The sequence below is a fragment of the Streptomyces sp. NPDC047869 genome, from assembly GCF_040704065.1.
Classification (GTDB): domain Bacteria; phylum Actinomycetota; class Actinomycetes; order Streptomycetales; family Streptomycetaceae; genus Streptomyces.
This window is the reverse complement of the sequence record NZ_JBEYRK010000007.1, coordinates 150,532-169,220: the sequence shown is the minus strand read 5'-3', so window position 1 is coordinate 169,220 and position 18,689 is coordinate 150,532. Positions and strand designations below refer to the sequence as shown.

Sequence of the window (18,689 nt, the reverse complement as noted above, 5' to 3'; positions counted from 1 at the left end):
GCGCGGTACGCCGAACGGTACGCGCCCGTGCCGAATGATGAGACCCACGTTTCATCATGTGGACGAGCGCCACGGCCGCGAGGCGCGGGAGAGCGGCCGGGGGAAGCCGGCCGGGGTCAGGACAGCGGCCGGTACACCGTCAGCGCCTCGGGCAGCTTCTCCACCAGCACGTCCCCGCCCACCTCGACGACCTCGCCGTCGTACGCCAGGGGCGTCCCGGAGGCCAGACCGGTCAGCCGCAGCCGGTTCACCTGGACCGCCGCGTGGGCCGGGGACCGGGTGAGGGGGCCGGCCGCGGCGGCCGCCAGCAGCCGCAGCGCGGGCCTGCGGGTCCCGTGCACCACCCGCACGTCCAGCAGCCCGTCCGCCAGGTCGGTACGGCGTCCGGGCGCGAGACCCATGCGGTGGTAGGTGCCGTTGCCCACGAACAGCAGCCACAGGGGGTGGCGCTTGCCGCGCAGTTCCACCGTCAGCGGGTGCCGGTCGGCGCGCAGCACCTTCATCGCGCCGAGCATCCCCGCCGGCCAGCCGCCGATCCGGGACGACCAGCGCTCTCGCTCGCGCACCAGCTCCGGGTAGACACCCAGGCTGAAGGTGTTCAGGAACAGGCCCTCGTGACCGCCCGCCACGAACCGGCCGGCGTCCACCCGGACCGCCTCGCCCGCCCGGACGGCGTCGGCCAGGGTCCGCTCGTCCTCCACGCCCAGGTCGTAGGCGAAGTGGTTGAGCGTGCCCCCGGGCAGCACCGCCAGCGGCAGACCGCGCCGCAGGGCCACCCCGGCCGCCGTGTTCACCGTCCCGTCGCCCCCGCACACCCCGAGCACCCGCGCCCGCGCGGCGGCCTTCTCCAGCTCCGCCTTCACGTCCTCCGGGGCACACTCCACGATCTCCGCCCCGGGCAGTGCCTCGTGCAGCACCCGCACCCGCTCGGAGGTGCCGGAGGCGCGGTTGGCGACGAGCACCAGGCCCTCGCCGTCGGCCAGCGCGGGCGCCTCGGTCCGCGGCCGCGGGGGCGGCGCGACCTGGGTGCGGGTCGGGACCAGGCCCCGTACGGCGAACGCGGCGCCCACGCCCAGCGCCGCCCCCGCCAGCACGTCACTCGGATAGTGCACGCCCGTGTAGACACGCGACATGGCCACGGAGAACGCCACCGGTGCCACCGCCGCACCCCACCGCGGCGACTCCAGGGCGACCCCGGTGGCGAAGGCGGCGGCCGAGGCGGCGTGACCGGACGGGAACGAGGTGGTGATCGGCTGGCGCTTGAGCTGCCGCGACAGCGGCACCGAGTCCAGCACCGGCCGAGCGCGGCGCACCGACCGCTTGCCCAGGGTGTTGATGGCCAGCGACGCCACGCTCAGCGAGGCCACACCCCGGGTGGCGGCCCGCCGGGCACGCGGCGAACGGCTCGCCGCGATCGCGGCGGCCGTCGCGAACCACAGCACCCCGTGGTTGGCACTCCGGCTGAGCCGGGGCAGCACCCGCTCGCCGCCGGGCCAGTGCCGGCCGGCCGCCAGCTCGAACAGCCGGCAGTCGTACTCGAGCAGCTTGGACAGGACGCGGAGGCGGGGCCTCGGGACAGTGAGGTCGACGTCTGGGCTCATAGGGGTCCGGTTACCCTGAAGTGCCCGCTTCTTGTGCCCGGACACGCCGGTCACCGGCCCGCTCTCACCGGTCCGCCCGACGGGCGTGTGAGGAGACACCCCTGATGCGCCTGCTCCTGGTCCGCCACGGCCAGACCCCGTCCAACGTGGACCGGCTGCTGGACACCGCCGTACCCGGCCCGGGGCTCACCCCGCTCGGCGAGCGGCAGGCCGCCGAACTGCCCCGGGCGCTCGCGGACGAGGACATCGAGGCCGTCTACGTCTCCACCCTGCTGCGCACCCGGCTCACCGCCGCCCCGCTGGCCGCCGCCCGGGGCCTGGAGCCGATCGTCAGGGACGGCATCCGCGAGGTGACCGCGGGCGACCTGGAGATGCTGCCGGGGGACTCCCCGCGGGGCACCGTCTACCTGCGCACGGTGTTCGCCTGGGCCGCCGGTGACACCGCACCGCGCATCCCCGGCGGGGAGAACGGCGAGGAGACCCTCGCCCGGTACGACGCGGTGGTCGCCGAGGCCGCCGCGAGCGGCGCCGCGACCGTCGCCATGGTCAGCCACGGCGCCGCGATCCGCCTGTGGACCGCGGCCCGGGCCGGCAACGTCGACGTCGCGTTCGCCGCGGCCCGCCCGCTGCGCAACACCGGCGTCGTCGTCCTGGAGGGTTCGCCGTCCGACGGGTGGAAGGCCCTGGCCTGGGAGGGCGCGGCGGTGGAACCGGCGGGGGAGAGCGGCCCGGCGGGGGAACCGGTGGACGCCGGATAACGGTTTGCCCCTGCGCCGGGGCGGCCCACAGAATGCCTCCTCATGGGACATCTGGAAGCCGCGCACCTCGAGTACCACCTCCCCGACGGGAGGACGCTGCTCGGCGATGTCTCCTTCCGGGTCGGCGAGGGCGCGGCCGTCGCCCTGGTCGGCCCCAACGGCGCCGGCAAGACGACCCTGCTCCGGCTGATCTCCGGCGAGCTGAAACCGCACGGCGGCACGGTGACCGTCAGCGGCGGCCTCGGCGTGATGCGCCAGTTCGTCGGCTCCGTCCGGGACGAGACGACCGTCCGCGACCTGCTCGTGTCCGTCGCGCCGCCCCGTATCCGCGAGGCGGCGCGGGCCGTGGACCGGGCCGAGCACGCCATCATGACCGTCGACGACGAGGCCGCCCAGCTCGGCTACGCGCAGGCCCTCGCCGACTGGGCCGAGGTGCGCGGCTACGAGGCCGAGACCCTGTGGGACATGTGCACCACCGCCGCCCTCGGCATGCCGTACGAGCGGGCCCAGTGGCGGCAGGTGCGCACCCTCTCCGGCGGCGAGCAGAAACGCCTCGTCCTGGAGGCGCTGCTGCGCGGCACCGACGAGGTGCTGCTGCTCGACGAGCCGGACAACTACCTCGACGTGCCCGGCAAGCGCTGGCTGGAGGAGCAGCTCCGGGAGACCCGCAAGACGGTGCTGTTCGTCTCGCACGACCGCGAACTCCTCGCCCGCGCCGCCGAGCGGATCGTCTCCGTGGAGCCGGGCCCGGCCGGCGCCGACGCCTGGGTGCACGGCGGCGGCTTCGCCACCTACCACGAGGCGCGCCGCGAGCGCTTCGCCCGCTTCGAGGAGCTGCGCCGCCGCTGGGACGAGAAGCACGCCCAGCTCAAGAAGCTCGTGATCAACCTCCGCCAGGCCGCCTCCGTCAGCCACGAGCTGGCCTCGCGCTACCAGGCCGCCCAGACCAGGCTGCGCAAGTTCGAGGAGGCCGGACCGCCGCCCGAGCCGCCGCGCGAGCAGGACATCAGGATGCGGCTGAAGGGCGGCCGTACCGGGGTGCGCGCCGTCACCTGCGCGGGTCTCGAACTGACCGGCCTGATGAAGCCGTTCGACCTGGAGGTCTTCTACGGCGAACGGGTCGCCGTGCTCGGCTCCAACGGCTCGGGCAAGTCGCACTTCCTGCGGCTGCTGGCCGGTCAGGAGGTGGCGCACACGGGCGGGTGGAAGCTCGGCGCGCGGGTCGTGCCCGGCCACTTCGCGCAGACCCACGCCCACCCCGAACTCACGGGCCGTACCCTGCTGGACATCTTGTGGAAGGAGCACGCCCAGGACCGGGGCGCGGCCATGTCCCGGCTGCGCCGCTACGAGCTGACCGGCCAGGCCGAGCAGTCCTTCGACCGGCTCTCCGGCGGCCAGCAGGCGCGCTTCCAGATCCTGCTGCTGGAACTGGAGGGTGTCACCGCCCTGCTGCTGGACGAGCCCACCGACAACCTCGACCTGGAGTCCGCCGAGGCCCTCCAGGAGGGCCTGGAGGCCTTCGAGGGCACCGTCCTCGCGGTCACCCACGACCGCTGGTTCGCCCGCTCCTTCGACCGGTTCCTGGTCTTCGGCAGCGACGGCCGCGTCCGTGAGACGCCCGAGCCGGTCTGGGACGAGCGCCGGGTGGAACGCGCCCGCTGAGGACGTATGCGGAGGCCCGGAGACCGGGATGTTCGTACAGTGGAGACAGGAACGCGAGCTCCACGGCTTCCGTCCCGGGATCCCCGGGTGCGGTCCATCCGGGCGGGTACCCGGACCACGGACACGACCACGACGAGCGGGGCACCACCATGACCGGAGTCGAGCCCAGCCGACTGGACGACCAGCAGCTCATGAAGGAGCTGGAGACGATCCACCGCACGCGCCACGACACCCTGCTGTACGGCTCCAACGACGCGCTGCGGGCCCACAACGAGCGGATGGCGCAGCTGGAGGGCGAGTACCTGCGCCGCAACCCGCGCCGCCTGGTGAGCGCGGGCCGCACCCGTGAGGGCGCCCGAGAGCGCGGGTGCGGCGACGCGGTGACTCCGGGCACGTCCGGCACCTGATCCGGACGCCCACGCGGAAGGGCCGGCCCGTACGGGCCGGCCCTTCCGCGCGCACTGGACGGGATCAGCCCGCCTCGCCGGCGAACACGTGCAGGAACGCGTCGCAGAACGCCTTCAGATCGTCCGGCTTGCGGCTGGTCACCAGCTTGTTGGAACCGTGGTCGCAGATCTTGACCTGCTCGTCCACCCAGGTGCCGCCCGCGTTGCGGATGTCGGTCCGCAGGCTGGGCCACGACGTCAGCACCCGGCCCCGCACGACGTCCGCCTCGACCAGCGTCCACGGCGCGTGACAGATCGCGGCGACCGGCCGGCCCTGCTCGAAGAACTCCTTGACGAAAGCGACGGCCTTCTCGTCCATCCGCAGGAAGTCGGGATTGGCGACCCCGCCGGGCAGCACGAGCGCGCCGAACCCGGCGGCCGACGTCTCACCCACCACCTCGTCCACGGGGAAGGTGTCCGCCTTGTCCAGATGGTTGAACGCCTGGATCTTGCCGGACGCGGTCGACACCAGCACCGGTTCGTGCCCGCCGTCGGAGGCGGCCTTCCACGGCTCGGTCAGTTCGACCTGCTCGACACCCTCGGGGGCCACCAGAAACGCGATACGCATGCTTGCTCACTTTCCTTCCACAGCACGGACGACGGCCTTGCCGGCCCGGGCGCGCCGTTTCCCGCTCCGGCCGCCCGGGCCCGGCTCATGCCCGGCCCACCAGCGCCTCGGCCAGTTCGTGCACGGTCTCGTAGCGGCTCGAGCGGGTCAGTCCCGCCACCGCGTCGATCAGCGCGCCGGGGGCGTTGCCGCGGCGCAGTGCCCGGGCCAGCTCGCCCGCGTTGGCCGGGAAGGCGTGCCGCCCCAGGTGCCGGGCCAGCTCCAGCCGCACTGTCTCCAGCGACGCGCCCGCCTGCCCCGGTGCCACGGGTCCGGCCCACACCTCCGGGTCGTCGTCCGCAGTGGGCTCCGGGTCGTGCCACTCCTCGGTGCGCGTCGGGTGCCCGGACCTGAGCAGGCCCTGCAGCTCGTGTTTCATCTCGTCGTCCCGGTGGACGTTCAGCCGGTCACTGCCTCGCTGCATGTTCTCCCTCCAGAGGGTCGAAGGTCCGCACCGCGTACCCGCCGGCCGCCGGCCGACACGGGCTTCCCGGCATTCGCTTTCCGCTGCTCCCGGCTATTTCCTCTCGCCCGGCAGGAACTCCAGCACCTTTGCCTTCAGCCCCCGCTTGATCATCGATCCCCGGTCGGCGTCGCCCTTGAGGATCGACTTGGCCGTCGCCTCCATCTGCTCCCAGGAGGCGTGCGGAGGGATGGGCGGTACGGCGGGGTCGGTGACGAACTCGATCACGGCCGGGCCGTCGGCCTCCAGGGCCGCACGCCAGCCCGCCTCGACCTCCTCGGGCTTCTCCACCCGGACCCCGGTCAGGCCGAGGGTGCGGGCGAACGCCGCGTACTGCACGTCCGGGATCTCCTGCGACGGCAGGAACGACGGGGAGCCCTCCATCGCGCGCATCTCCCAGGTGACCTGGTTCAGATCGCGGTTGTTCCACACGCCCACCACCAGCCGGGGATCGGACCAGCGGTCCCGGTACTTGGCCGCGGTGATCATCTCCGTCAGCCCGTTCATCTGCATCGCGCCGTCGCCGACCAGGGCGACCACCGGCCGGTCCGGGTGCGCGAACTTCGCGCCGATCGCGTACGGCACGCCCGGGCCCATCGTCGCGAGCGTCCCGGACAGCGAGCCGCGCATGCCCGGCCGCATCGTGATGTGCCGCGCGTACCAGTTCGCCACCGAACCGGAGTCCGAGGTGAGGATCACGTCGTCCGGCAGCAGCGGGTCGAGCGCCCGGGCCACGTACTCGGGGTTGATCGGGTCGGCCGACAGACCGGCCCGCCGCTCCATGGTGTCGTGCCAGCGCTTGACGTTGGCGCACACGGTGTCGTGCCACTCGCGCCCGCCCCGGTCGGTGTCCAGCAGCGGGATCAGCCGCCGCAGCGTGGCCGCGGCGTCGCCGATCAGGTTCACCTCGTACGGGTAGCGCATGCCGACCATGTGCGGATCGATGTCGATCTGCACCCCGCGCGCCTTGCCGAACTCCGGCATGAACTGCGTGTACGGGAAGGAGGAGCCGATGGTCAGCAGTGTGTCGCAGTCCCGCATCAGCTCGTACGACGGCCTGCTGCCCAGCAGCCCGATCGGCCCGGTGACGTACGGCAGCTCGTCGCTGAGGACGTCCTTGCCGAGCAGCGCCTTGGCCACGCCCGCACCCAGCAGCTCGGCGATCTCCCGCACCTCGGCCACCGCACCGGCGGCGCCCTGCCCGATCAGGATCGCGGGCTTGTCACCCGCGTTCAGTACGTCCGCCGCCCGGCGCAGCGCCTCGTCCGTCGGGGTCGCGGTGTAGTCGCTCATCCCCAGGCTGGACGGCACCATCTTGAACTCGTGCGTCGGCGGTGAGTAGTCCAGCTCCTGCACGTCGCCCGGGATGATGACCGCGGTGGGGCAGCGCCGGGCGCAGGCGGTGCGGATCGCGCGGTCCGGCACGTTCGGAAGCTGCTCGGGCACCATCACCGTCTCGACGAACTCCGAGGCGACGTCCTTGTACAGCGTGTGCAGATCGACTTCCTGCTGGTAGGAGCCGCCGATCGCGGTCCGGTCGGTCTGGCCGACGATCGCCAGCACCGGGACGTGGTCCAGCTTGGCGTCGTACAGGCCGTTCAGCAGGTGGATCGCGCCGGGCCCCGAGGTGGCCGCGCACACCCCGATCCGGCCGCTGAACTTGGCGTATCCGACCGCTTCGAAGGCGGACATCTCCTCGTGCCGGGACTGGATGAAGCGCGGCTGGTCCTCCGCCCGGCCCCAGGCGGCGAGCAGCCCGTTGATGCCGTCTCCGGGGTAGCCGAAGACCTGTTCCACGCCCCAGGCTCGCAGCCGCTCGAGGATGTGGTCGGAGACCTTGCTGCTCATGGAGGGGTCCTCCCGGTGCGGTGGGTCGCGGACATCCGGTCAGTACCTGCCGAGTGACCTGCAGCGGGTGCGGAAAACCTGCCGGGCCGGGGGATCGGGGTGCGTCGGGGCGGTGTCACCCGCCCGGCGGTCCGTGTCCCGCGAATGGGGTCCGGCCGCGCGCGGTACGGCGCCTGGCGGGCTCTCATGGCAGTCGAGGGCACCAGCCGTGCCCCGCCGACCGTCGACCGCCGTTTCGCCGAGGAGCCTTTCTCATGCGACGCACCGCCCGTGCCCTGTCCGTCGCCGTCCTGGCCGGCGCCGCGCTCGTCATGCCCGGGCCCGTCGCGTCCGCGGACCCCGGCGCCGGGGAGAGCCCCGGCGCCGTGGTGCCCGAGTCCCCGGCCGCCGTGCCCGGTCCGGTGACGGTGCCCGTGCCCTGCGACGCCGGCACCGGCTCGGGTGCCGCCACCGGCGGCGTGTGCGCTTCGGGGCAGGCGCGGCAAACCCCGGCGCCGCAGCAGGGGTTGGGGCAGACGCAGGAACCGGGAGAGGGCGAGGAGCAGGGGGACGCCCAGGGGGAGGGACAGGAGCAGGGGGACCAGCAACTGGGGCAGGACGAGGGAGATGGGCTGTGGCAGGGACAGGAGCAGGGGGCGGGACAGGGGCAGAGCCAGGGGCCAAGCCAGAGCCCGGGGCAGAACCAGAGCCAAGGTCAGGGACAGGGATGTGAGGAGGGCGATTCCTGCGAGGGCGGCGGCGGTGACGGCTGCCGCGCGTCCGGCGGGGACGACGACTGCACGCCCGCGCCCGTGGAGCACGGGGTGGAGGCGGGACGGGGAGGCACCTTCGACGACTCGGTCCCGGCCCTGGTCGCCGGCGGTCTGCTGATCGCCGCGGCCTGCGCCGGAGCGGGCTACCGGCTCCTCGGCCGCCGACGGACCTCGGGCGGCTGACGCCGGTCCGGTCCGGCACGGTGCCGGACCGGCCGCGATCACCGGCCATGGCGGGCCGCCCGGCGGGTACACACCTACCCGAGGGCACCATCCGTGGGCACCGGACGCACCAGCCGCACAGCCCGCACCCCCGAAGCCGCGGGACCCGCCGGGAGACCAGTGGTGACGGCGTGCGGAGGGAAGCACCCACCTGGTGGGGCGGCGGACGGACCACGACAGCGCGGAGGCGGACATGCGGCGGACGGACCCGGAAGGACACGGCCCCGTCCGCTACGGGCCCCCGCTGCCCGGCGACGGTCTGCCCGTCCTGCCGGAACTCGCCGCCGTCCTCGCCGCCGCCGCGGGCCGGGCCGAGGCCCAGCCGGTCGGCGGTTCCCCCGCCCTGCTGGAGGCGGCCTGCGGTTACTGGACCCGGCGCGGGCTGTCCTGCGTCCCGGACCGGGTGGCCGCGGGCCCCGGCGCCCCCGCCCTGCTGCTCGCCGTGACCGCCGCGCTCGCCGGGGACGGCGGCGACGTGCTGGTGCCCCGCCCCTGCGCCGCCTGGTGGGCGCCCTATGCCCGGCTGCTCGGCAGGCCTGTGTTCCACGTGCCGACCCCGGCCGAGAGCGGCGGCGTCCCCGACCCGTACGCCCTGCTGGAGACTGTGCGCCGGGTCCGCGCCGAGGGCGGCGCCCCCCGGCTGCTGGTGCTGTCCGTGGCCGACGACCCCACCGCCACCGTCGCCCCGCCCGAACTGCTGCACGAGACCGTCGAGGCCGCCGTCGCCGAGGGACTGCACCTGGTCAGCGACGAGACCTGGCGCGACACCCTGCACGACCCGCACGGGACCGTCCTGCTCAGCCCCGCCGAGATGCTGCCCGACCGGGTCACCGTGGTCAGCGACCTGGCCGGCGCCCTGCTGCCGCCCGGCTGGCCCGCCGCCGTCGCCCGCGTGCCCTCCGGAGCGGCGGGGGAGCGGCTCCACGCGCGCGTGCTCGACATCCTCACCGCTCTCGACGCGCGGGTCGCCGCGCCCGTCGCCGCCGTCGCCGGATACGCCCTCGACGAGCCCACGCCCGTCGCCGAGCGCCGCGAGGCCGCCGTACGCCTGCACGCGCGCGTGGCCGCCGCCGCGCACTCCGCGGTCGTCGCGTCCGGCGCGCTCGCCCGGCCGCCGCAGGCCGGCCGCCACCTGTACGCCGACCTCGGGCCGCTGGGCGGGGCGCTCGCCCGCCAGGGCGTGACGGACGCGCAGGAACTCGAGGACTTCCTCACCGCCCGGCTCGGCATGCCCGCGCCCGGCGGCCACCGCTTCGGCGACGGCCTCGGGGAGCTGCGGGTACGGCTCGCCACGGGGCCCCTGCTGGGCGGCACGGACGAGGAACGCACGGAATCCCTCACGTCACCCTCACCGTTGGAACTGCCACACGTGCACCGCGCGTTGATCTCCTTGAGGTCGGCCTTCGACGGCCTCCGCGACGACGCTCAGCGACGGGAGCCTCCTCGATGACGCAGCAGACGCATGAGCCCGGGTCCACCGCCACGACGTCCCTGACGACCTCCTCGACCTCCTCGACCTCCTTGACCACCACGCCCACGCCGGCCTCCACGACCTCCACGCCCACGCCGGCCTCCACGACCGCGCCGGACCCGGAGGACGGCACGGCCGGCGTCCGCGCGCCCCGGGCCGCCCTCGCGCCCCCGTTCCCGCCGCTCGCCGAGCCCCGCCCGCTGGGCGAGCACCGGGTGTGGCCGCGTACCTTCCACGACCGGCTCACCGCCCCCCTGCCCGGCCTGAAGGCCCTCGCCCGCTTCGCCCGCGAGGGCGCCGTACGCCCGGGCCCGGCGGGCCTCGCCGGCATCCCGCGGGTCCCGTACGCCCCCGGCCCGCTGCCGAGCGTGGGCACCGACACCATCGCCGTCACCTGGGCGGGACACGCGAGCTGGATCCTCCGGGCCGGCGGACTGACCGTCCTCACCGACCCCGTCTGGTCCCGCCGCATCCTCGGCACCCCGGCCCGCATCACCCCCGTCGGCGTCCCCTGGGAGAGCCTGCGGGGCGTCGACGCGGTCGTCATCAGCCACAACCACTACGACCACCTGGACGCCCCCACCCTGAACCGGCTCCCGCGCGACACCCCGGTGTTCGCACCCGCCGGCCTCGGCCGCTGGTTCCAGCGACGCCGGTTCACCCGCGTCACCGAGCTGGACTGGTGGGAGGGCGCCGAACTGTCCGGCGTCCGCTTCGACTTCGTGCCCGCCCACCACTGGTCCAAGCGCACCCTCACCGACACCTGCCACAGCCTCTGGGGCGGCTGGGTCCTCACCGACCCGGACGGACAGCGCCTCTACTTCGCCGGGGACACCGGCTACGGCCACTGGTTCTCCCGCATAGGCCGCCGCTACCCGGGGATCGACCTCGCCCTCATGCCCATCGGCGCCTACGACCCCCGTTGGTGGCTCAGCGACGTCCACTGCGACCCGGAGGAGGCGGTACGGGCCACCCTGGATCTGGGGGCGCGCAGAATGGCCCCGATGCACTGGGGCACGTTCGTGCTGTCGGCCGAGCCGGTCCTGGAGCCGCTGACCCGGGTGCGCACGGCCTGGGAGAAGGCGGGCCTGGAGCGCGAGGACCTGTGGGACCTCCCGGTGGGAGGCTCGCGCGTGCTGGAGTGAACCGGGCCCTTCCCGCGGCCGCCGCCCACCCGCCCGTAGCTACCGCTCGATCCCCCGAAGGCGCCGCACGGCGCTCGGCATGGCGCTGACCAGCACGGTCAGCGCCACCGCCGCGGCCACCCCCTCCCAGGGCTCCGGGAACAGGGAGCCGCCCAGGATCCCGATCACCTGGTACGTCAGCGCCCACGCCAGACAGGCCGGCAGGTTGCCCCGGGAGAACCGCCGCAGCGGCCACTCGGCCAGCAGACAGGCCAGCATCACCGGTATGCGCCCCGCGGGCACGAGCCGGGACAGCACGAGCACCGCGACCCCGTGCCCGGCCAGCTTCTCCTGCGCCTGCTCCAGTCGCTCCTCCGGCGCCCGCGACCGGATCGCCTCCAGCCAGCGCGAGCCGTTCTTCGACCGCAGCCCGCGCCGCCCCAGCCAGTACAGCGTCGCGTCCCCCAGGAAGGCCGCCGCGGAGGCCGTGACGAACACCAGCAGCAGCGAGAACGGCGCCGTCTGATGGAACGCCACCACCGCCGCCGTGCTCACCAGGGCACCGGTCGGCACCACCGGGACCAGCGCCCCGATCAGCACGAGCAGGAACAGCGACGGATAGCCGAGCGCCTGCTGCGTCGACTCCGGCGGCACGGACCGTGCCGACGCGGCGGCCAGTGTCACCGCGTCCGGCAGCCATCTCACCGTGCGACCTCCAGCCGCACCCGCTCGCCGTGCCCCAGCTTGTGCACCGTCACCTCCGGCGCGGCCGCGGCCGCCAGGCGCACGAACTCGTCACCCGGCGCGTGGAATTCGTGCGGGCGCACGGCGTCCATGCCGATCGGCCAGTACGTCCCGTAGTGCACCGGCACCGCGGCACGGGGCGCCAGCCGGGCCAGCGCCTGCGCCGCCCGCCTCGCGTCCAGGTGCCCCGGCCCGAGGAAGGGACCCCAGCCGCCCACCGGCAGCAGCGCCGTGTCCACCGGCCCCACCTGCTCGGCCATGTCGTCGAACAGCCCGGTGTCCCCGGCGAAGTAGGTCCGTGCCTCGCCCGTGAGGACGTATCCGAGCGCCGACGAGCGGTGCGGGCCGACCGGCAGCCGGCGCCCGTCGTGCCGCGCCGGGACCACCCGGACCAGCAGGTCCCCGACCCGCACCTCGTCGCCGGGCGTCACCTCGGTGATCCGTAGCCCCCGCAGCCGGCGCAGTGCGGGTACCGCCCGTGGTGCGCCCCGGGGCACGAGCAGGCGCGTGCCCGGGGGGAGCGCGGCCAGCGAGGGCGGATGCAGGTGGTCGGCGTGCAGATGGGACACCAGCGCCAGGTCCGCGCGGCGGGCCTCGGCGGGCGGCACCGCGCCCCGGCGGCGGCGCAGATGCGCGAGCCGGGTGGCGAACAGCGGATCGGTGATCACACGTATGTTCGCGTCCTCGAGTGTGCAGGTGGCGTGCCCCCACCAGGTGATCTCCACCGGCACCTCCTTCGCCTCCTTCACGCGACTCCCCGAAGCCTACGGGCAGGAGTAGGGTCGCTGGCGAAACCCGGAGGTGAGGGGGACGCCATGGGACAGTTACGGGGTGCCTCCGGCGGGCTCGCGCCGGTGCGGGTCACCGCCATCGCGAGCCTGACGCCTCTGGAGGAACTGGAGGCCGACCCCTTCCTGGTGGACTCGCGCAGCCAGTACGCGATGTGCGCCCGCTGGGCCGCGGAGCGCGGCTACGTCGTCGCGCGGGAACTTCTCGTCGGCGGGCTGCGTTTCGACCATTGCGCACTGTGGGACGGAGTGCGGTCCGGGGTGGACGTGTTCGTCGCGCCCAGCCTGCGCGTACTGGAGCGCGCCCTGTCCTCCGTGGAGGAGTTCACCGCCGAGTGCGCGCGGCGCGGGGTGCGCGTGGAGACGGTGGGGCGGGCCGAGCCGTCGTACGACGCGCAGATGAAGGCACGGGTGCACCGCAGGCTGTCGATGCCGACGGCCGGCTACGACGGACGCTGACGGCACCGGCACCGGCACCGTTCTCGCGGTGCGGCGCCCCGTCCGGAAGCGCCCGGCCCGGTGTGACAAGGTGGGAGCCGGGGCCCGGTCGGTCGGTCGAGCGGGGCGGGACGTGAGGTGTGCGGGACGTGCGGTGGCGGAGGGCGGCCAGTCAGATCGGACGGAGCGCCACGGTGTGGGCGGTCTCCACGCTCACCATGCTCGTGCTCGCCGGACTGCTGCCCGACTTCAGGCTCCAGTCCCCCGACGGCGACAGCGCCACCCACATAGCCATCACCGCCGCCTGCGGCGCCGGCGCCTTCGGTCTGCTCTCCGTTCTGGTGTGGCCGCTCCTGGTACGGCTGCTGCTGCTCGTGCCCGCCCTCGTCCTCGGCCTGCTGGTCTTCTTCCTCAACGGCTCGCTGCTGCTGCTCGCCCTGCGCCTCAACCCCTCCGGCCGTCCCGAGGCCGCCCCGGAGACCGCCGTCGTGGTGGCCGCCGTGATGTCCGCCGTGGCCTCGGCCACCGGCGCGGCCCTCGCCGTACGCGACGACGACGCCTACCGCCGCCGTCTGCTGCGCCTCGCCGACCGCCGCCGAAGAGCCGGGCCGCCCTGCGCGGACACCCCCGGCCTGGTCTGCGTCCAGCTCGACGGCGTCGGCCACGACGTGCTCACCGACGCCGTCCGCAGGGGCCTGATGCCGACCGTCGCCGGCTGGCTGGCGACCGCCGACGGCATGCGGCCCACGCACCGGCTCACCCCCTGGCGCACCGACTGGTCCAGCCAGACCGGCGCCAGCCAGCTCGGCATCCTGCACGGCAGCACCTTCGACGTGCCCGCCTTCCGCTGGTACGAGAAGGAGCGCGGTGAGGTGATGGTGTGCAACCGCCCGACCAGCGCCGCAGAACTCCAGCGCCGTGCCGTGAAGCGCACGGGCGACGGGGGACTGCTCGCCGTGGACGGCGCCAGCCGCGGCAACCTGTTCAGCGGCGGCGCCGGCGAACAGGCCCTCGTCCTGTCCATCGCCATCCGCCGCCGGGGCCGGGAGAACCGTTCCCGCGCCGGCTATTTCGCCTACTTCTCCGACCCCGCCAACGCCGTGCGCACGGCCCTGTCCTTCGTCGCCGAGGTGGTCCGCGAGATCGTCCAGTCCACCCGGGCCCGCGTCCGCCGGCAGCGGCCCCGGGTCGGCCGCGGCGGCCTCTACCCCTTCGTGCGGGCCTTCGCCACCGTCGTCGAGCGCGACGTCGTGGTCGCCGCCGTGCTCGGCGACATGCTCGCCGGCCGCACCGCCGTCTACGCCGACCTCGTCGCCTACGACGAGGTCGCCCACCACTCCGGGCCGCGCGGCCGGGACGCCGAGAAGGTGCTGCAGCGGCTCGACCGGTCCCTCGCCCTCATCGCGAAGGCCGCCGAGCACGCGCCGCGCCCCTACCGCGTCGTCGTCCTGTCCGACCACGGCCAGAGCCCGGGCGAGACCTTCCGCTCCCGCTACGGCCTCACCCTCGGCGACCTGGTCCGGGCCGGCTGCGGACTGCCCGTGCCGCGCCACGCCGAGCGGACCCGCAGCGGCGCCGAGGCCCGCGCCGCGGTCCGGGCCGCCCTGGGCAGGCCCGAGGAGGCCGACGGCGACGGGCACCGCCCAGCCCGGGGCACCGAACCCGTCGTACTGGCCTCGGGAAACCTGGGCCTGGTGTCGTTCCCGGACGTGCCGCACCGCATGAGCCGGGAGGAGATCGACGCCCGCCACCCCGGCCTGCTCACCACCCTCGCCAACCACCCCGGCATCGGCTTCCTGCTGGTGCGCAGCGAGGAGCACGACGGTCTGGTGCTCGGCCCGTACGGCACCGAGATCCCGCTGGCCCGCCTGGACGAGGAGCCCGGCCCGCTGGCCGGCTTCGGCCCGGGCGCCGCGGATGCCGTACGCCGCACCCACTCCTTCCCGCACACCGCCGACATCATGGTCAACTCCTTCCACGACCCCGCCGACGGCGAAGTCCTCGCCTTCGAGGAGCAGATCGGCTCCCACGGCGGCCTCGGCGGCGCCCAGTCCCGGCCCTTCCTGCTCTCCCCGCTCACCCTGTCCGCGCCCGCCGCCGACGGCGAGGAGCCGGCCGGAGCCGAGCACGTGCACCGCGTACTGCGGCGCTGGCTGCTGGAGGTGGACGGCCCGCAGGTGCCGCTCACCACGCGCGCCGGGGAGGAGCGCACCGGAGAGGAGCGGGCAGAGGAGGAGCGCACGGGAGAGGAGCGGGCCGCCTAGGGGCCCGTCGACAGGGTGCGGCGCCCCCGAGTGTGATCGGATGGGACGCGGTACCCGAACAACTCGGACCCCCATGGAAAGGAAGAGCCGTGGCAACCACGCGCACCGCACACACCGTCTGGGAAGGCAACCTGCTCGAGGGCAACGGCGTCGTCACCTTCGACTCCTCCGGCATCGGCCAGCAGCCGGTGTCGTGGCCGTCGCGCGCCGAGCAGGCGAACGGCAGGACCAGCCCCGAGGAGCTGATCGCCGCCGCCCACTCCAGCTGCTTCTCCATGGCCCTCTCGCACGGCCTGGCCGGCGCCGGTACTCCGCCCACCCGCCTGGAGACCAAGGCCGACGTCACCTTCCAGCCCGGCGAGGGCATCACCGGCATCCACCTCACCGTCCGCGGCGAGGTGCCGGGCGTGGACGAGGACGGCTTCCGCTCCGCGGCCGAGGACGCCAAGAAGAACTGCCCGGTCAGCCAGGCCCTGACCGGTACGACCATCACCCTGACGGCCGAGCTGGCCTGACGCCGTACGCCCCGTCGATGCCGCGTGCCCACCGGGTGCGCGGCATCGCCGTTTCCTGGGCACCCGTGCATTGACAAGCGCGCACCCGCGTTCTGTGCTGGGAGGGCGGCAGGCGTCCTCGCGGATGCGTCCCGGCGGAACCTCCTGGCGGAACCACCTGGCGGAAGGGGACGGACCATGACACGTGCGGTCGGGATCGATCTCGGGACGACGAACTCGGTGGTGGCCGTCCTGGAGGGCGGCGAGCCGGCCGTCGTCGCCAACGCGGAGGGCGCGCGCACCACCCCGTCGGTGGTGGCGTTCGCGAAGAACGGCGACGTACTGGTCGGCGAGGTGGCCAAGCGGCAGGCCGTCACCAACGTGGAGCGCACCGCCCGCTCGGTGAAGCGGCACATGGGGGACGCGCACTGGCGCTTCCCGGAGCAGGGCTCCATCGACGGCAGCCGGCTGCGCGCGCAGGAACTGTCCGCGCGGGTGCTGCAGAAGCTGAAGCGGGACGCCGAGGCCTACCTCGGCGAGGACGTCACGGACGCGGTGATCACCGTCCCCGCCTACTTCGACGACACCCAGCGCCAGGCGACCAAGGAGGCCGGGGAGATCGCCGGCCTGAAGGTGCTGCGGATCATCAACGAGCCGACGGCCGCCGCCCTCGCCTACGGCCTGGACCGCGGCGAGGAGCAGACCGTGCTCGTCTTCGACCTCGGCGGCGGCACCTTCGACGTGTCCCTGCTGGACATCGGCGACGGCGTCATCGAGGTGAAGGCCACCAACGGCGACACCCACCTCGGCGGCGACGACTGGGACCAGCGGATCGTCGAGTACCTCGTCAAACGGTTCAAGGGGCAGAACGGCATCGACCTCGGGGCCGACAAGATGGCCGTGCAGCGGCTGCGGGAGGCCGCGGAGAAGGCCAAGATCGAACTGTCCTCGTCCTCCGAGACCTCGATCAACCTGCCCTACATCACCGCCTCCGCCGAGGGCCCGCTGCACCTGGAGGAGAAGCTGACGCGCGCCCAGTTCCAGGAGCTGACCGAGGATCTGCTGGACCGCTGCAAGAAGCCCTTCCACCAGGCGGTCGCGGACGCGGGCGTGCAACTGTCCGCGATCGACCACGTCATCCTGGTCGGCGGCTCCACTCGGATGCCCGCCGTCACCGGCCTGGTGAAGGAACTCACCGGCAAGGAGCCGCACAAGGGGGTCAACCCCGACGAGGTCGTCGCGGTCGGCGCAGCGCTCCAGGCGGGCGTCCTGCGCGGCGACGTCAAGGACGTCCTGCTGCTGGACGTCACCCCGCTGTCCCTGGGCATCGAGACCAAGGGCGGCATCATGACGAAGATGATCGAGCGCAACACCACGATCCCGACCCGCCGTTCGGAGATCTTCACCACCGCCACCGATAACCAGCCCTCGGTCGGCATCCAGGTCTACCAGGGTGAGCGCGAGATCGCCGCGTACAACAAGAAGCTGGGCGTCTTCGACCTCACCGGGCTGCCGCCCGCGCCGCGCGGGGTCCCGCAGGTGGAGGTCGCGTTCGACATCGACGCCAACGGGATCATGCACGTCTCCGCGAAGGACCTCGCCACCGGCCGGGAGCAGAAGATGACCGTCACCGGCGGTTCGGCCCTGCCCAAGGACGACATCGACCGCATGATGCGGGAGGCCGAGCAGTACGCCGAGGAGGACCGCAAACGCCGCGAGACCGCCGAGACCCGCAACCAGGCCGAGCAACTCGTCTACCAGACCGAGCGGTTCCTTCGGGACAACACGGACCGCGTGCCCGCCGAGACCCGCACCGAGGTCGAGGAGGCGGTGACCGGGCTGAAGACCCTGCTCGCCGAGAACGCCGAGACGGCGGCCCTGCGCGCGGGAGTCGAGAAACTCGCCACGGTCAGCCAGCGGATGGGCCAGGCCATGTATGCCGACGCCTCCGCCGGTTCGGCAGGTCCCGCCGGTGAGCGGAGCGCGTCGGAGGAGGATGACGGTGTGGTGGACGCGGAGATCGTCGACGACGAGCGGGACACGAAGGGCGGCGCGGCCTGAGCCGGCGGCCGGGCGTCACAGGGCCTCGCGGGACTCCCGCAGCAGCTGCCGGGTGCGCCGCGCGGAGGAGGCCCGCGCGGTCATGTGGTCCAGCACCTCCAGGTGCGTGGAGACCTCCTGGCGGGAGTCCAGATACAGGGCGCCGGTCAGGTACTCGGTGAACACCATGTCGGGCAGCTCCGGTTCGGCGAACCGGAACAGTGTGAACGGCGCGTAGGTCCCCGGGTGCGGGCCGGCCGCGAACTCGGCGAGCTGGAGGGTGACCCGGTCCCGGCCGGCGTACTCCAGCAGCCGGTCGAGCTGGTCGCGCATCACCGCGGCGTCGACGCTCACCGGGCGCCGCAGCACCGTCTCGTCCATGATCACCCACAGGTGGGGCGGGTCCTCCCGCTCCAGCAGCCGCTGCCGCGCCATGCGCAGCGAGACATGCCGTTCTATCGCCTCCGGCCCGGTCTGCCCGATCGTCCCGGCCTCCAGCACCGCGCGCGCGTACCCCTCGGTCTGCAACAGGCCGGGCACGAAGTGCGGCTCGTAGGAGCGGACGATCCGGGCGGCGCCCTCCAGGCTCACGTACAGGCTGAACCAGTCCGGCAGCACGTCGTGGAACCGCTGCCACCAGCCCGGCTGGTTGGCCTCCTCGGCCAGCCGGACGAACGCGGCCTGCTCCTCCCCGGCCGCCCCGTAGGTGGCCAGCAGCACCTGCACGTAAGGGATCTTCAGCGCGACCTCGGCCATCTCCATCCGCCGTACGGTCGCCGACGCCACCCGGAGCACCCGGGCGGCCTCCTCGCGGCTGAGCCCGGCCGCCTCCCGCAGTTCCTGCAACCGCTTGCCAAGCACCACCTGACCCACGGTGGGAGCCGCCCGCCGCTCGCTCACAGCCCGCCCTCCCCCCAGGTCCGAAGTACGGCGGCAGTCTGCCACGCGTGCCCTCGTCGCACAGGCG

Annotated in this window: 17 protein-coding genes; 10 read left to right on the top strand and 7 right to left on the bottom strand. The window is 74.0% G+C overall.

The genetic code is table 11. The features are described 5' to 3' along the window. Positions 1 to 116: 116 nt before the first annotated feature. Entirely contained in the window at positions 117 to 1,601 is a 1,485-nt protein-coding gene (locus tag AB0924_RS12210) for a phosphatase PAP2 family protein (protein WP_366911318.1), read from the bottom strand. Between the two features lie 104 nt (positions 1,602 to 1,705). Here AB0924_RS12210 and AB0924_RS12205 point away from each other — a divergent pair, with 104 nt between their 5' ends. From AB0924_RS12205 to AB0924_RS12195, 3 genes are all read left to right on the top strand, one after another. Next, a complete protein-coding gene (locus tag AB0924_RS12205) occupies positions 1,706 to 2,359 on the top strand; it encodes a histidine phosphatase family protein (RefSeq protein WP_366911317.1) in 654 nt (217 codons plus the stop codon). Positions 2,360 to 2,401: 42 nt separating this feature from the next. After that, entirely contained in the window at positions 2,402 to 4,021 is a 1,620-nt protein-coding gene (locus AB0924_RS12200) for an ATP-binding cassette domain-containing protein (RefSeq protein WP_358927839.1), read from the top strand. 149 nt (positions 4,022 to 4,170) lie between these two features. After that, positions 4,171 to 4,428, top strand: a complete 258-nt coding sequence (locus AB0924_RS12195; protein WP_358927841.1) for a DUF6158 family protein — start codon at positions 4,171 to 4,173, stop codon at positions 4,426 to 4,428. A gap of 64 nt (positions 4,429 to 4,492) precedes the next feature. On the opposite strand, the gene AB0924_RS12190 is transcribed toward AB0924_RS12195, so the two are convergent. The 3 genes from AB0924_RS12190 to AB0924_RS12180 form a co-directional block, all read right to left on the bottom strand. Beyond that, positions 4,493 to 5,035: a type 1 glutamine amidotransferase domain-containing protein gene (locus tag AB0924_RS12190; RefSeq protein WP_358927844.1), complete on the bottom strand. Its 543-nt coding sequence runs from the start codon at positions 5,033 to 5,035 to the stop codon at positions 4,493 to 4,495. A gap of 85 nt (positions 5,036 to 5,120) precedes the next feature. Beyond that, positions 5,121 to 5,498, bottom strand: a complete 378-nt coding sequence (locus tag AB0924_RS12185) for a DUF2795 domain-containing protein (RefSeq protein ID WP_358927846.1) — start codon at positions 5,496 to 5,498, stop codon at positions 5,121 to 5,123. Positions 5,499 to 5,591: 93 nt separating this feature from the next. Beyond that, a complete protein-coding gene (locus tag AB0924_RS12180) occupies positions 5,592 to 7,385 on the bottom strand; it encodes a thiamine pyrophosphate-requiring protein (protein ID WP_366911316.1) in 1,794 nt (597 codons plus the stop codon). A gap of 254 nt (positions 7,386 to 7,639) precedes the next feature. Between AB0924_RS12180 and AB0924_RS12175 the strand changes: the two genes are divergently transcribed. The 3 genes from AB0924_RS12175 to AB0924_RS12165 all read left to right on the top strand — a co-directional run bounded on the left by AB0924_RS12175 (position 7,640) and on the right by AB0924_RS12165 (position 10,975). Continuing rightward, a complete protein-coding gene (locus AB0924_RS12175) occupies positions 7,640 to 8,320 on the top strand; it encodes a hypothetical protein (protein ID WP_358927850.1) in 681 nt (226 codons plus the stop codon). A 232-nt stretch (positions 8,321 to 8,552) separates the two neighbouring features. Then, a complete protein-coding gene (locus AB0924_RS12170; protein WP_358928086.1) occupies positions 8,553 to 9,809 on the top strand; it encodes an aminotransferase class I/II-fold pyridoxal phosphate-dependent enzyme in 1,257 nt (418 codons plus the stop codon). Next, a complete protein-coding gene (locus AB0924_RS12165) occupies positions 9,806 to 10,975 on the top strand; it encodes an MBL fold metallo-hydrolase (RefSeq protein ID WP_366911315.1) in 1,170 nt (389 codons plus the stop codon). Before AB0924_RS12170 ends, AB0924_RS12165 begins: the two co-directional genes overlap by 4 nt. A gap of 39 nt (positions 10,976 to 11,014) precedes the next feature. Here AB0924_RS12165 and AB0924_RS12160 read toward each other — a convergent pair whose 3' ends face one another. Next, a complete protein-coding gene (locus AB0924_RS12160) occupies positions 11,015 to 11,659 on the bottom strand; it encodes a VTT domain-containing protein (RefSeq protein ID WP_358927854.1) in 645 nt (214 codons plus the stop codon). Beyond that, the gene (locus AB0924_RS12155) at positions 11,656 to 12,429 is read right to left on the bottom strand and encodes an MBL fold metallo-hydrolase (protein WP_366911377.1); all 774 of its coding nucleotides are present in this window, start codon (positions 12,427 to 12,429) and stop codon (positions 11,656 to 11,658) included. The genes AB0924_RS12160 and AB0924_RS12155 overlap by 4 nt, the downstream gene beginning before the upstream one ends. Before the next feature lie 84 nt (positions 12,430 to 12,513). Here AB0924_RS12155 and AB0924_RS12150 point away from each other — a divergent pair, with 84 nt between their 5' ends. From AB0924_RS12150 to dnaK, 4 genes are all read left to right on the top strand, one after another. Beyond that, positions 12,514 to 12,945: a hypothetical protein gene (locus AB0924_RS12150; RefSeq protein ID WP_358927856.1), complete on the top strand. Its 432-nt coding sequence runs from the start codon at positions 12,514 to 12,516 to the stop codon at positions 12,943 to 12,945. Positions 12,946 to 13,064: 119 nt separating this feature from the next. After that, complete coding sequence (locus AB0924_RS12145) at positions 13,065 to 15,188, top strand: phage holin family protein (protein WP_358927858.1); 2,124 nt, start codon at positions 13,065 to 13,067, stop codon at positions 15,186 to 15,188. Positions 15,189 to 15,277: 89 nt separating this feature from the next. Then, positions 15,278 to 15,703, top strand: coding sequence for an OsmC family protein (locus AB0924_RS12140; RefSeq protein ID WP_358927860.1), 426 nt, complete (start codon positions 15,278 to 15,280; stop codon positions 15,701 to 15,703). Between the two features lie 177 nt (positions 15,704 to 15,880). Then, positions 15,881 to 17,743, top strand: a complete 1,863-nt coding sequence (gene dnaK, locus AB0924_RS12135) for a molecular chaperone DnaK (protein WP_366911314.1) — start codon at positions 15,881 to 15,883, stop codon at positions 17,741 to 17,743. A 15-nt stretch (positions 17,744 to 17,758) separates the two neighbouring features. Here dnaK and AB0924_RS12130 read toward each other — a convergent pair whose 3' ends face one another. After that, the gene (locus AB0924_RS12130; RefSeq protein WP_366911313.1) at positions 17,759 to 18,622 is read right to left on the bottom strand and encodes a helix-turn-helix transcriptional regulator; all 864 of its coding nucleotides are present in this window, start codon (positions 18,620 to 18,622) and stop codon (positions 17,759 to 17,761) included. Positions 18,623 to 18,689: the final 67 nt, after the last annotated feature.